Source organism: Fructilactobacillus sp. X8R1C1 (assembly GCF_059900945.1).
Genome location: NZ_JBWXVH010000003.1, coordinates 151,253 through 164,725, shown reverse-complemented (window position 1 = coordinate 164,725; position 13,473 = coordinate 151,253). Strand labels below are relative to the sequence as shown.

Annotated in this window: 15 protein-coding genes; all 15 read right to left on the bottom strand. The window is 39.4% G+C overall.

Translation table 11 applies throughout. From position 1 onward, the window contains the following. Nucleotides 1–104 precede the first annotated feature (104 nt). A complete protein-coding gene (gene murA / locus AC6UD1_RS04115; RefSeq protein WP_500707361.1) occupies nt 105–1,397 on the bottom strand; it encodes a UDP-N-acetylglucosamine 1-carboxyvinyltransferase in 1,293 nt (430 codons plus the stop codon). Nucleotides 1,398–1,418: 21 nt separating this feature from the next. Next, the gene (locus AC6UD1_RS04110) at nt 1,419–1,649 is read right to left on the bottom strand and encodes a DUF1146 family protein (protein WP_500694357.1); all 231 of its coding nucleotides are present in this window, start codon (nt 1,647–1,649) and stop codon (nt 1,419–1,421) included. A gap of 125 nt (nt 1,650–1,774) precedes the next feature. Further along, nucleotides 1,775–2,203, bottom strand: coding sequence for a F0F1 ATP synthase subunit epsilon (locus tag AC6UD1_RS04105; protein ID WP_500694356.1), 429 nt, complete (start codon nt 2,201–2,203; stop codon nt 1,775–1,777). Nucleotides 2,204–2,216: 13 nt separating this feature from the next. After that, nucleotides 2,217–3,641 (bottom strand): F0F1 ATP synthase subunit beta, encoded by a 1,425-nt coding sequence (atpD, locus tag AC6UD1_RS04100; RefSeq protein ID WP_500694355.1) that lies wholly within the window; start codon nt 3,639–3,641, stop codon nt 2,217–2,219. A 23-nt stretch (nt 3,642–3,664) separates the two neighbouring features. Next, entirely contained in the window at nt 3,665–4,591 is a 927-nt protein-coding gene (locus AC6UD1_RS04095) for a F0F1 ATP synthase subunit gamma (protein WP_500707360.1), read from the bottom strand. A 22-nt stretch (nt 4,592–4,613) separates the two neighbouring features. Further along, nucleotides 4,614–6,149, bottom strand: coding sequence for a F0F1 ATP synthase subunit alpha (atpA, locus tag AC6UD1_RS04090; RefSeq protein WP_500694353.1), 1,536 nt, complete (start codon nt 6,147–6,149; stop codon nt 4,614–4,616). Between the two features lie 36 nt (nt 6,150–6,185). Beyond that, a complete protein-coding gene (atpH, locus tag AC6UD1_RS04085) occupies nt 6,186–6,728 on the bottom strand; it encodes an ATP synthase F1 subunit delta (protein ID WP_500694352.1) in 543 nt (180 codons plus the stop codon). Beyond that, nucleotides 6,715–7,233 carry a F0F1 ATP synthase subunit B gene (atpF, locus tag AC6UD1_RS04080; RefSeq protein WP_500694351.1) on the bottom strand — a complete coding sequence of 173 codons (519 nt, stop codon included), beginning with the start codon at nt 7,231–7,233 and terminating at the stop codon, nt 6,715–6,717. Before atpF ends, atpH begins: the two co-directional genes overlap by 14 nt. A gap of 41 nt (nt 7,234–7,274) precedes the next feature. After that, nucleotides 7,275–7,487, bottom strand: coding sequence for a F0F1 ATP synthase subunit C (gene atpE / locus AC6UD1_RS04075; RefSeq protein WP_010021947.1), 213 nt, complete (start codon nt 7,485–7,487; stop codon nt 7,275–7,277). Between the two features lie 20 nt (nt 7,488–7,507). Further along, a complete protein-coding gene (gene atpB / locus AC6UD1_RS04070; RefSeq protein WP_500694350.1) occupies nt 7,508–8,218 on the bottom strand; it encodes a F0F1 ATP synthase subunit A in 711 nt (236 codons plus the stop codon). A gap of 298 nt (nt 8,219–8,516) precedes the next feature. Further along, complete coding sequence (gene upp, locus AC6UD1_RS04065) at nt 8,517–9,149, bottom strand: uracil phosphoribosyltransferase (protein ID WP_500694349.1); 633 nt, start codon at nt 9,147–9,149, stop codon at nt 8,517–8,519. 71 nt (nt 9,150–9,220) lie between these two features. Further along, on the bottom strand, nt 9,221–10,465 hold the full coding sequence (gene glyA, locus AC6UD1_RS04060) for a serine hydroxymethyltransferase (RefSeq protein WP_500707359.1): 1,245 nt from the start codon (nt 10,463–10,465) through the stop codon (nt 9,221–9,223). Between the two features lie 36 nt (nt 10,466–10,501). Continuing rightward, a complete protein-coding gene (locus tag AC6UD1_RS04055; protein ID WP_500699806.1) occupies nt 10,502–11,515 on the bottom strand; it encodes an L-threonylcarbamoyladenylate synthase in 1,014 nt (337 codons plus the stop codon). Between the two features lie 15 nt (nt 11,516–11,530). Beyond that, on the bottom strand, nt 11,531–12,382 hold the full coding sequence (gene prmC / locus AC6UD1_RS04050) for a peptide chain release factor N(5)-glutamine methyltransferase (protein ID WP_500707358.1): 852 nt from the start codon (nt 12,380–12,382) through the stop codon (nt 11,531–11,533). Then, nucleotides 12,366–13,454: a peptide chain release factor 1 gene (gene prfA / locus AC6UD1_RS04045; RefSeq protein WP_500694425.1), complete on the bottom strand. Its 1,089-nt coding sequence runs from the start codon at nt 13,452–13,454 to the stop codon at nt 12,366–12,368. Before prfA ends, prmC begins: the two co-directional genes overlap by 17 nt. Between the last annotated feature and the right edge of the window lie 19 nt (nt 13,455–13,473).

Here is a 13,473-nt window from a genome sequence, read left to right as displayed (position 1 = left end):
AAATACTTCCTTCCGTAACATCGTTTAACTAAATTATAGCATATCCAGAATAGCAAAAGAGAATTATCACATACGAAATTATCTAAATTTTTCTAACGATCAAGTTAGTCATTAGCAATTGCGTCGCTTTCTTTAATTGGGATTCGTTCAACTTCTGCGCCAAGTTTTTGCAGTTTCTTGTGAAATTCGTAGTAGCCACGATCAAGATACTTCAGATTAGTAACTTCCGTATAACCATCAGCAACTAGACCAGCTAAAATCAATGCAGCTGCGGCTCTAAGATCAGTCGCAGCAACTTTAGCACCCTCAAAATGGGTTGGTCCATACATGGTGACCGTTTCGCCATTAATGTCGAACTTAGCACCCATTCTGCGTAATTCTTCCATGTGCATAAACCGATTTTCAAAAACAGTTTCCGTTAGCTTGCTGACACCATCGGCCCTTAACTGCAATACTGTCATTTGAGGCTGCATGTCAGTAGGAAAGCCTGGATATGGGGCAGTCTTAACGTTAACTGGTTTTAATTTTGCGGGTCCAATGACACGAACACCATCGCGTTCTTGTTCAACTTTAACCCCCATCTGTTTCATTTTGGAAATTAATGGTAAGTTATGTTCGGTAATTCCGTTTTCAATTAAAAGATTTCCTTCAGTAAGCGCTGCGGCAACCATAAAAGTCCCAGCTTCAATTCGATCTTGAACCACTTCATGACTAGCACCATGAACACTTGATACTCCGGTAATTGTAATCGTATCAGTGCCTGCTCCAGAAACTTTTGCTCCCATTTTGTTCAATACTTTTTGTAAGTCAACAATCTCAGGTTCACGGGCAACGTTTTGAATCTTGGTAGTTCCCTTTGCAAGGGTAGCGGCCATCATTACATTTTGAGTAGCACCAACACTTGGAAAATCGAAATAAATATCGGTTCCAGTAAGTCCGTTAGGAGCAGATGCTTCTACGTAACCATCATGTTGTTCAATGTGAGCACCTAAGGCTTCAAAGCCACGCAAATGTAAGTCAATGGGACGACTTCCAATTGCACATCCCCCTGGTAAAGCAACTTTTGCTTGACCTAAGCGAGCTAAAAGTGGACCCATCACAACAATTGAGGCTCTCATTTTTGAAACATATTCGTACGGAGCTTCTGGTGAAATTTTTCCAGAAGCATCCACTGTAATTTTATTCTTACTTTTATCAAAATCAACTTGAATACCCAAATGTTTTAAAACTTCATTCATAGTAAACACATCGGACAACATGGGACAGTTGTTTAAAACAGTCTCGCCATCACTTGCAAGAATAGTAGCAGCTAGAATCGGTAAAACGGCATTTTTTGCACCCTCAATGTGAACTCGACCATTAAGTTTGTTTCCGCCATGCACAACAATTTTTTCCATGGTACTCTCTCCTATTACGTATTATTTAAATAGTACTGTTAAATTTTTTAAGTTATCAATGAATGACATAAAGAACGAACTGCATATAAAACCAATTACGATCGAAAGGAGGACAATCAAGACCTTCCCCTGTCGTTCTTGAATTGGTAAAAACCGTTCAAAGTGAATTCCTTGTATAGACCAAAAAGCTAATGCAATAAAGAATAGCTGGCTAATTATTGTTATTAAAGATTCAACTCCAAATGGATTCATTACGCGATACTCCTAATATTCATTCTTACTATATACTATCATAAAATCATTCAATTGTCGTAAATCGGAGGTCCATGTAAAAAATTGTAACAAAAAAGAGGAACTAAAAAGTTCCTCTTTTTTAATTAATGTTGTGCAACATTAATTCTATTAACAGCTCTTTGTAAAGCAACTTGTGCACGTTTCAATGCATCCGTATCGTTCTTAGATTGAGCATCTTTAATCTTCTGTTCTGCACGCTCTCGGGCATGAGTAGCTCTCGATACATCAATGTCACCTTTACGTTCAGCACTATCAGCAACGATGGTTAAAGTATTATTGGAAAATTCGGCAAATCCACCATTGACCGCAACGGTATCCATGTCATTTCCGTTAAACTTAAACCTCGTTTCACCAATTTTTAAAGAAGCAATCACTGGAACATGGTTAGCTAAAATTCCAAGGTCACCCATCATGGTTTCAATGATAGCCATGGTGACTTGATCATTGGAATAAACCTCGCCATCAGGAGTAACGATACTAACGGTTAATACTGACGATTTATTATCAGCCAATTAGATCAGCCTCCTATTTGCTTTGACTTGCTTTTTGTTCTTTCAGTTTGTTGTAGTTTGCAACGACATCATCAATTCCACCACAGTTTCTGAAACAGTCTTCAGGAATATCATCGTACTTACCTTCAAGAATTCCCTTGAAGCCGGCGATAGTATCCTTAACGGATACATACTTACCTGGAAGACCCGTAAACTGTTCGGCAACGGTGAAACTTTGTGATAAGAAGAATTGAATACGACGAGCACGACCAACAATCGTCTTTTCTTCGTCGGATAATTCATCCATTCCTAGAATTGAAATGATATCTTGTAATTCACGATATCGCTGAAGAACGTGTTGAACTTGACTTGCAACGTCAAAGTGTTCTTGTCCAACGATTTCTGGAGAAAGGGCAGATGATGTTGATGCCAATGGATCAACGGCAGGATAAATACCTTGTTGCGTTAATGAACGCTCAAGGTTAGTGGTAGCATCCAAATGGGCAAACGTTGTTGCAGGAGCAGGATCGGTATAATCATCGGCTGGAACGTAAACAGCTTGAATTGAAGTGATCGCACCCTTTTTAGTTGATGTGATTCGTTCTTGAAGTTGTCCCATTTCAGTAGCTAGAGTAGGCTGATAACCTACGGCTGATGGAATACGTCCTAACAGAGCTGAAACTTCCGTACCAGCTTGGGTAAATCTAAAGATGTTATCAATGAATAAAAGAACATCATCACCTTCAGCATCTCTAAAGTACTCAGCAAGTGTAAGACCCGTCAATGCCACACGCATACGAGCACCAGGTGGCTCATTCATCTGACCATACACCATGGCAGTATGCTTTAACACACCCGATCCTTTCATTTCAAAGTACATATCATTACCTTCACGGGTTCTTTCACCAACACCAGTGAAAACGGAAATACCGTTATGACCCTGAGCAATGTTATGAATTAATTCTTGAATCAAAACGGTCTTACCAACACCGGCACCACCGAATAATCCAACTTTACCTCCACGAATATATGGAGCTAATAAATCAATAACTTTAATTCCAGTTTCAAGAACTTCAGTCGATGGGTTTAACTCATCGTACTTAGGTGGTTGTCTGTGAATGGCCCATCTCGTTTGATCAGGACCAAATTCTGGTCCACCATCAATTGGCTGACCTAAAACATTAAATACTCGACCTAGAGTATCATTACCTACTGGCACTTCAATTGGAGCACCAGTATTTTCAACATCCATCCCACGACGTAAACCATCGGTTCCGTCCATAGCGATGGTACGTACCACTCCGTCACCTAACTCAAGAGCAACTTCAACAACTAATTGCTTGTTGTCACCCTTTTTAACGTTCAAAGCAGTATTAATTTCTGGTAAATCACCGTCTAGGGGAAATTTAACATCAACAACTGGCCCGATAACTTGTTGTACTTTACCAGTAGTATTCATTATGCTTTAATTCCTCCCATCTATTAATGGTTCAATGCTTCTTGACCACCAGTAATTTCTGTAATTTCAGTAGTGATAGCTGCCTGTCGTGCCCGGTTATACTTGAGTTCAAGTGATGAAATCAAATCATCGGCATTATCAGTGGCTGATTTCATTGCGGTTGAACTGGAAGCATGTTCAGCTGTCTTGGCATCCAAGATTGCTCCATACATTAAACTTTCAGCATATTGAGGAATTACAACACCAAGCACAGCCTTAGCGGATGGCTCAATATCATAATCTTCAATCAAGTTTTTAACTTTGACATCAGATCCAGCTTGACCACTATTTTTATCATCCATAGATGATTGAATTGACTCCTTATCCATGGGAAGAAGCTTTTCAGCCCTAAAATCAGAGGAAATTCGGTTAACGAAGTGATTATAACAAATGTACAAATCAGTATAAATTCCATCATTATACATGGAGGTAATGGCCTTAACGATCCCTTGAACTTCGGTATAAGTGGGAACATCTGAAACGGTACGATTTTCGTATGCAACGTTTGCTCCACGCTTCTTATAGAAGTCTGCACCATTACCACCAATTGCTAAAATCATATAATCATCAGTATTTGGAGTGTGCTTTTCAATAAACTCATTGGTACCTCTGATTACATTACTATTGTAGCTTCCAACCATTCCACGATCAGATGAAATTACAATATAGGCGGTCTTTTTCTTAGCATTTTTTGAATCTTGACTTGAAGGTTTATTATCCTCTAACAAATCGGACTGAGCCAGATGAGCGATTACAGACTTAACCTTAGATACATACTGATTATAGTTCTCTGTATGTGCCTGAATTCTGTTCAACTTAACCGTTGAAACCATCTGCATCGCCTCGGTAATCTGACGTGTACTCTTGGTCGATGCGATTCTGTGCTTTACATCATTCATCGATTCAGCCATTAGTTGTTATCCTCCCTTCAAGTTAATTACTATTAACTATACTGTCACCCTTAGCTGAAGGCTTAAAGGTGCTTGCAAACTCTTGGATTGCACTGTTTAGCTTCTTTTCATCTGGAAGATCACCAGTTTTCTTAATGCTTTCAAGTAGGTCAGGATAATTTGTATCAAAGAATTTGAAGATCTCATCCTGGAATCTTAAAACATCATCAACGGCAATTTTATCTAGGTAGCCATGAGTTAAGCAATACAAGATCAAAACTTGTTTTTCAACTGGTAGTGGCGAATGAAGTGGTTGCTTTAAGACTTCCACCGTTCTAGATCCACGATCCAGCTTAGCTTTAGTAGCTTCATCAAGATCAGAACCGAATTGAGCAAACGATTCAAGTTCATGATATGAAGCAAGATCCAAACGTAATGTACCAGCAACCTTTTTCATTGCCTTAATTTGGGCATCTCCACCAACACGAGAAACTGAAGTACCAGCATCAACGGCTGGACGGTCTCCAGAATAGAACATGTCAGAGTTTAAGAAGATCTGACCATCAGTAATTGAAATTACGTTGGTTGGAATATAAGCGGAAACATCCCCTGCTTGCGTCTCAACAATTGGAAGAGCGGTCATCGAACCGCCACCCATCTTGTCACTCAACTTAGCAGCACGTTCAAGTAAACGTGAGTGGGTGTAGAAAATATCACCAGGATAAGCTTCACGGCCAGGTGGACGTCTCAAAATTAAGGAAAGTTCACGATAAGCATTAGCTTGTTTCGTTAAGTCATCGAAAACAATCAAAACATCTTTACCCTTGTCCATGAAATACTCACCCATGGTTGCACCAGCATATGGTGCAATGTAAAGCAAGGGAGCAGGTTCTGATGGACCAGCTGACATGACGATTGTATAATCCATCGCACCGTACTTTTGGAGAGTGTTTACTTGTTGTCTAACAGTTGAATCTTTTTGTCCAATTGAAACGTAGATACAAATCATATCTTGATCTTTTTGGTTCAAGATTGTATCAATCGCAATTGAAGTCTTACCAGTCTTTCGATCACCAATGATCAACTCACGTTGACCTCTACCAATTGGAACCAAAGCATCAATTGATTTGATACCAGTTTGTAGTGGTTGTTTAACACTTTGACGTTGCATGATTCCAGGTGCTTTTTTCTCAATTGGAGCAGTTTGATCGGTCTTGATCTCACCTTTACCATCAATTGGTTGGCCTAATGAGTTCACAACTCGTCCAACCATATTGTCTCCAACAGGAACTTCCATGATTCTTCCGGTTCTTTTAACACTGTCACCTTCACGAATACCTGTAAAGTCACCTAAAACAACGATACCAACTTCGTTGCTTTCGAGGTTTTGCACCATTCCATAAACACCATTTTGGAACTCCAGTAATTCACCGGATAAAGCATTATCTAGACCATATGCACGAGCAACACCGTCACCAACATAGGTAACGACACCAGTCTCGTCGACGTTAAGTTCGTCTTTGTAGCCATCTAATTGTTTTTTAATTAGGGCACTAATTTCTTCAGCCTTAATGCTCATAAAAGTTTCACCTCTTCAATATAGATATCTTATCGACTAAGAGAGCAAATTCCGTACTTCTTTAATTTTAGTACGAACACTTCCGTCGTAAACAACGTTATCTGACGACAAAATCGCACCGCCAATAATACTACTGTCTACTTTCGCAGATAAGTCAACTGTTTTAGCACCAACCCTTTTGGCAAATGTCTTGGTTAACTTGTCTTTCTCTTCGTCATTCATTGGAACTGCTGTAACTACGCTAGCACGCACGATTCCTTGCTTCTTATCATATAATTTGCCAAATTCATCAATAATCGCGACCATATCATTAATACGCCCATAGTCATAGACCATCTTTACAAAATTCTTGACGTACTGAGAAGTTGCGCCATCAATCAAAGAATTAATGATCGAATCTTTTTGCTTAAGATCAAGTACTGGCCCTGCTAATGCGATAGATAAACCAGGGTCACTTTGAAAAATGTCTTTAATCGCCATTAAATCAGCGTTCCCAGTTTCTAACTCATCATGTTCTTCTAGTACTTGAAAGAGCGCATTAGAATATCTTTTGGCAAGCGTAACCTTATCTAGACTCATTTGGATTACCTAGCCCTTCAATATAAGAATCGATTAATGCTTTTTGATCATCAGCATTTAAGTTCTTTTTAATGATTTTGGAAGCAATCTCAATAGATAAATCTGCCACATCATCTTTAGTACTTGCTAAAGCGTCTTCACGTTCTTGTTCGATATCTTTATGAGCTTTATCCTTTAAGGTTTTAGCATCATCTTGAGCATCGGAAATAATTGTGTCGCGACGTTTTTGACCAGCTTGTTCAGCATCACTAACGATTTTGGTTGCTTCGTCATGCGAGTTTTGTAATGCATCGGCACGTTCTTTGGCTAACTTAGCAGCATCGTTACGTGATTGTTCAGCAGAATCAATATCGTTGGCAATTTTAGTTGCACGATCTTGCATCATCTTTGTGACGGGTTTCCATGCGAAAATCTTAACAATCCACATCAAGAGTAAGAACAAGATGGCATAGAACAGCATATCACCAACATTGAATCCAGCCGCAATAACTAAATGTGTATACATCTATTGACACCTCCTTTTTCTAAACTAAGAAAATGTTTTCTCTATTTGTTCATAACCAAGAAGGCAACAACAAAGGCCAAGATGGGCATAACTTCAACTAAGGCAACACCAATGAACATATTAGTTCTAAGTGTTCCTGATAATTCTGGTTGGCGTGCCATACCTTCAAGCATCTTGGAAATAATTAAACCGTCACCAATTCCGGCACCAATAGCGGCACCACACATTGCGATTCCAGCAGCAATAGCTCCCATAATATAATCCTCCTATTTTCTTATTCCTCAATTGATAATTTTTGAGAAACATATACAGATGATAATGTTACAAATACATAGGCTTGAATACAGCCAATAAACACTGAGAATCCTTGCCATGCTAACTCAAGTGGGGCAGCGACTGGAATCAGCCACAATCCATTTGAAAATGCTAAATTAGCAATTATCCCGGCCAACAATTCACCAGCAAAGATATTCCCATAAACACGAATTCCAAGTGTTAAGAAGTTCGTAAGCTCCTCAAGCAGGTTGATCGGTAGGAACAAGAAGACAGGTTGTAAGAATCCCTTAAAGTGTCCCTTATAACCTAGTTTCTCAACACCACAATACATAGCAAATGTCAGAGACATTAATGAGAACGTCAAAGCGACGATTGGATCGGCCGTAGGACTCTTGACGTAGACAATATTACCTACCTGAATATGCAAGAACAAACCAAGTAAGTTAGCTATTAAGATGAAATAGAATAGCGTAAATGCCCATAGTCCATAATTCTTAGGCGCATCATTACCAATCGTTGACTTTATAATTCCATTTGTAAAATCAATCATGTACTCCAATAAATTCTGTTTCCCCTTTGGTTTCAACTGCAGGTTTCTCGAGCAGACGAATATAAAAGCGAACAAAACAACAGCCACAATCACACCAGAAATCATATTGCTGACGTTGAAAGTAAGACCTAAAAATTGAAAAGTACGAGTTGGCTCCACAGATATCACCTCTTTTCGCAACTATTATCACTCGCAATAAAAAACGTGCCATAAAAAGTAGTTGAATAATTGCGATTCTATATTCAAACAAGTCAAAAGCTCACTTATTCAAATCTGATGAAATAATACCACCATTTCAGGCAAATTTCAAAGCTATAAAGCACCAAAAATTCTAATTTTATAGTCTTTATAACAATTACTTCACAATTGAAATTGGTAAAACTTAAACCCGGCCTTTACGTAAAGCAATCTAACAAAAAAGTGGGAGTTCACTAACTCTCACTTAAAATTATTATTTCTATTTTGTTCCAAACAAACGGTCACCAGCATCTCCCAACCCAGGAACGATGTAACCATGATCAAGATGATCGTCAAGTGCAGCGGCATAAATGTCAACTTCTGGTTCAGCTTTTTGAACCGCTTTAACTCCCTCAGGAGCGGCAACTAGACAAACAAACTTAATGTTCTTGGGATTAGCGCCGTGTTTCTTTAATGCATCGAGCGCCATGATTGCAGATCCACCCGTAGCAAGCATTGGATCAACAACGAAGATCTGCCTCTCACCAATATCACTTGGCAACTTTAAAAAGTATTCGTGGGGCTGAAAGGTTTTTTCATCACGATACATCCCGATATGACCAACTTTGGCTGTAGGAATTAGATCAAGTACCCCATCTACCATTCCAATTCCAGCCCTCAGAATTGGCACAACAGCAACTTTTTTACCAGCTAATTTCTTAGCGTGCGCAGTTCCTTCAGGTGTCTCAACTTCAACGTCTTTAAGTGGCATATCACGAGCAACTTCAAAAACCATCAAACTAGCAATTTCATTAACGACTTCTCTAAACTCACGTGTCCCACAATTCTTATCTCTAATAATGCTTAATTTATGTTGGATCAACGGATGATCCATTACGTGAAACTCGCCCATAACGCACTCTCCTCTTCGTATTATATTTATACCTATTATAACACAAGGAATACCAAAAAATTTCTAGCTCCTTATCGTGTAATTGGGTTTTCTTTACACAATTTGGATACGTCACTCTTGATTTGAGCCAAAACATCGGGTTGATCGTAATTGTCAATGGCTTTAATAATTAAATCAGCAACTTTCTTTGAATCATTCTCATCAAACCCTCTTGAAGTGATCGCGGGAGTCCCAATTCGTAGTCCACTAGTTAAAGTTGGTTTCAACTTTTCATTTGGAATTGCTTCCTTGTTAGTGGTAATCATTAATGAATCCAACATGTCTTGAGCTTGTTTACCATTTAAACCGGTATCGGTCAGATCAACGGTCATTAAATGATTATCAGTTCCACCAGAAACTACTCGTAAATGTTCGGAATTATTGAACTCGTCAGCCATGGCATTCGCATTTTTAAGAATTTGCTTGGAATAAGTAACAAAATCGGGTTGTAAATCTTCATGAAAGGCAACCGCTTTAGCAGCAATTACTTGTTCTAAAGGACCACCTTGGGTACCAGGAAAAACGGCTGATTTAATCTTTTTGGCGTACTTATTTTGGCTTAAAATCATTCCACCACGAGGACCACGCAAGGTTTTATGAGTCGTAGTTGTCACTACATCGGCAATTCCTACTGGACTAGGATGTAATCCGGTTGCAACCAGACCAGCAATGTGAGCCATATCTACCATTAAGTAGGCTCCCACACTATCAGCAATCTCTCTAAATTTCTGCCAATCAATGATTCGACTATAGGCAGATGCACCAGCTACGATAATTTGCGGTTTTACTTCCTCTGCAATTGTTTGAATATGATCGTAATAAAGTTGCTCAGTCTCTGGATTAACGCCATAAGTGAACGACTGATAAATCTTACCAGAAAAGTTGACCCTAGCACCATGCGACAAGTGTCCACCGGCATTTAGGTCCATTCCAAGGATCTTATCTCCCGGCTTTAAGAAAGCGGCATATGAAGCCTGATTAGCTTGAGAGCCGGAATGAGGTTGCACGTTTACATACTCAGCACCAAATAACTTTTTTGCTCGTTCAATGGCCAGCGTCTCCACTTTATCAACATACTCACAGCCACCGTAATAACGATGACCAGGATAGCCTTCCGCATATTTATTGGTTAAAACGGAGCCCTGGGCGGCTCGGACACCCTTTGAGGCAATGTTCTCGGATGCAATCAACTCAATTGTGTCCTCTTGACGCTTTTTTTCACCGTGAATGGCATCCCAAAGTTCAGGATCCATCTTTTCATACTCTTTGTCTGACATGATATCTACCTCATTTCACTATTTGAATTAAGTATACTATTCAAAGTGCTTTTGTCCTGCGGATTTGTTTAAGCGGTTCATGTAAGCCTCCCCTAATTCAATTGGGGTAAATCCCTGTGTCAAAATATTGTCAACGCCATCTTCTAAATCAAATTGACGAAGTCCGGCAAATAGTAAATGACTGGCCGTATTAATATCACTTCCAAGACTGTAAATTTCTGCATTGTTTGGCCAGTCAACTGCATCAATTACATCGTCAGTTGCCATAACTCCCACAGTCCCATCTTGTTTTTTAATCCAATCAGCCGCTCGCTTCCAGTCATCTTTATGGTCAACAATTTGAACCTGAGCATCTGGGGCATAATGACGGTACTTCATTCCAGGAGCCTTTGGAACCTGATCCGCACTAACATGATGAACGGCATCGTCAACTGGGCCTACGACTTTTTCAATCTGGTCAACGGTAACTGCACCAGGACGCAAGATTGCTGGCTTCCCCGTTGACATATCAATAACTGTCGATTCAACCCCAAAGTCAGTAGCACCGTCGTCTAAAATCCCCGCAATTTTACCATTTAAATCATGATAAACGTGCTTTGCAAGGGTAGGACTGGGTTTGCCAGACGTATTTGCTGATGGACCTACTAATGGAACACCAGCGGCCTTAATCAAATTTAGAGTTGACTGTTTATCAGGATTTCGAAAAGCAGCGGTATCAAGTCCACCAGTAACTTCTTTAGCAAGTGCACCCCTTTTTAACTTTAAGATGATTGTCAATGGACCTGGCCAAAACGTTTTCATTAATCTTTTTACTTCTTCGTCTAACGGTTGAGCATACTTCTCAACCGTCTCAACATCAGCAACGTGAACGATTAATGGGTTATCACTTGGACGTCCCTTAGCTTTATAAACCTTTTTAACCGCTGAGACATTAGTAGCATCGGCCCCTAGTCCGTAAACTGTTTCGGTGGGAAAAGAAACGAGGTTCCCCTTCTTAAGTTCTTCTGCGGCCGCATCAATCTGATCCGGCGTAAATATCTTTGTATCCATTTTAAAAATTCTCCTTTATTTCATTTTAATCATTCGATCACGCATTGCCATGTCCCTTCGGAGACGAACCGACCGCCTTTTATTATCATTCATCAAAATCTTTTGAACCGGATCTCCCTGTCTAAAGCCAATTTCTAAATAAAGAGAGCCATCCCTCTCTAAATGAGCATCAACATCACGCGAAATTCTCTGATAGATTGAAAGTCCATTATTATCAGCAAATAAAGCCTGACGTGGTTCATATTTTAAGACACTTTCATCCATATACTTAATCTCATTTTGACCCACATATGGTGGATTAGAGACAATCAGGTCAAATTTTTGTTCACTAAAAGCTCCAAATAGGTCACTCTGAACAAAATTAATTTCGGTGTGATTTGACGTTGCATTTTTTTGAGCAATTTTTAATGCATTAAGTGAAATATCAGAACCAGTTACTTTCCAACTTGGGCGTTGCTTTTTTAATGAAACCGCAATGGCACCACTACCAGTTCCAACATCCAATACGTTAATAGGATGATCATCGTAATCATTTAAGATCCATTCCACTAATTCTTCCGTTTCAGGCCTTGGAATCAAAACACTAGGATTAACTTGAAACGTGTATCCATAAAAATTAGCAGTTCCAATTACATATTGCAGTGGCTCATGATTTAGAACCCGTTCTATCATTTCAATAAACTTAGCTTCCTGATCATCAGACAAATTAAACCGATAATTCATCAGCAAATCCGTCAAATTCCATCCCATCAAAGACCTCATCACCTGGCGTCCTTGATCAGGATCCAAATTTTCTTGCTCCAGACGCAAAGAAGCCCATTTAAGGGCTTCAAAAACAGTTGCATTATTTCTAAGCTTCTGAGTCATTCAATTTCTCCAACTTTTTAGCTTGATCAGAAACAATTAATGCATCAATGATGTCATCTAAGTCACCATCCATGATTTTATCTAACTTGTTCAAGGTCAATCCAATTCGATGGTCAGTAACTCGATTTTGAGGATAGTTATAAGTCCGGATTCGTTCAGAACGGTCACCCGTTCCAATGGCATCTTTCCGTTTCTCATCGTACTCATTCTGTTCTTTTTGTTTGTAGTAGTCATAAACACGAGCTTTTAAAACCCGCATTGCCTTAGCACGGTTTTGTTGTTGAGAACGCTCATCTTGCATTGCAACCACAATCCCAGTTGGGAGGTGGGTCATTCGGACGGCTGATGAAGTTTTGTTAATATGTTGACCACCAGCACCAGAGGAGCGATAGACATCCGTTCGAATATCGCCTGGATCAATGTCAATGTCCACATCTTCTTCCTCAGGCATTACACCAACGGTAGCTGTGGAAGTGTGAACTCGTCCAGCCGATTCTGTCGAAGGAATTCGTTGTACTCGATGAGCACCATTTTCGTACTTTAACTTGGAATAGACTTTATCACCAGTGATCATTAAAACAATCTCTTTAAAACCACCAACTTCAGTATCAGTTTCATCGATCACTTCAATCTTCCATCCCTGACGTTCAGCATACTTGGTATACATGTTATACAAGTCCGCCGCAAACAAACTGGCCTCATCTCCACCAGCTGCTCCACGAATTTCCATGATAATATTTTTCTCGTCATTAGGATCCTTTGGAATCAACAACAACTTCATTTGATCTTCAAGTTGCGTCTTCTGATCCTTTAAATCACTAATCTCGGATTTGACCATGTCTTCCATTTCGCTATCAAGTTTTTCTCTTAACATGGTCTCATCATCATCTAATTGTTTACTAATCTTTTTATACTTATTGTAAGTTTCAACCGTTTCTCTGAGACTGCCCTCTTCTTTTGAGAGTTTCATGAATTTTTGGGTGTCAGCAATCACTTCTGGATCACTGATTAGTTCGTTTAATTCATCATATCTGTCAGAAACGGATTGTAATTTATCAAAAATTTTATCCATATCGGCTTCAGCCATTCTT

Coding starts and splice junctions, on each gene's coding strand:
- murA (WP_500707361.1), bottom strand. CDS start 1,397: ATGGAAAAAATTGTTGTGCATGGCGGAAACAAACTTAATGGTCGAGTT.
- AC6UD1_RS04110 (WP_500694357.1), bottom strand. CDS start 1,649: ATGAATCCATTTGGAGTTGAATCTTTAATAACAATAATTAGCCAGCTA.
- atpD (WP_500694355.1), bottom strand. CDS start 3,641: ATGAATACTACTGGTAAAGTACAACAAGTTATCGGGCCAGTTGTTGAT.
- AC6UD1_RS04095 (WP_500707360.1), bottom strand. CDS start 4,591: ATGGCTGAATCGATGAATGATGTAAAGCACAGAATCGCATCGACCAAG.
- atpA (WP_500694353.1), bottom strand. CDS start 6,149: ATGAGCATTAAGGCTGAAGAAATTAGTGCCCTAATTAAAAAACAATTA.
- atpH (WP_500694352.1), bottom strand. CDS start 6,728: ATGAGTCTAGATAAGGTTACGCTTGCCAAAAGATATTCTAATGCGCTC.
- atpF (WP_500694351.1), bottom strand. CDS start 7,233: ATGTATACACATTTAGTTATTGCGGCTGGATTCAATGTTGGTGATATG.
- atpE (WP_010021947.1), bottom strand. CDS start 7,487: ATGGGAGCTATTGCTGCTGGAATCGCAATGTGTGGTGCCGCTATTGGT.
- upp (WP_500694349.1), bottom strand. CDS start 9,149: ATGGGCGAGTTTCACGTAATGGATCATCCGTTGATCCAACATAAATTA.
- glyA (WP_500707359.1), bottom strand. CDS start 10,465: ATGTCAGACAAAGAGTATGAAAAGATGGATCCTGAACTTTGGGATGCC.
- AC6UD1_RS04055 (WP_500699806.1), bottom strand. CDS start 11,515: ATGGATACAAAGATATTTACGCCGGATCAGATTGATGCGGCCGCAGAA.
- prmC (WP_500707358.1), bottom strand. CDS start 12,382: ATGACTCAGAAGCTTAGAAATAATGCAACTGTTTTTGAAGCCCTTAAA.
- prfA (WP_500694425.1), bottom strand. CDS start 13,454: ATGGATAAAATTTTTGATAAATTACAATCCGTTTCTGACAGATATGAT.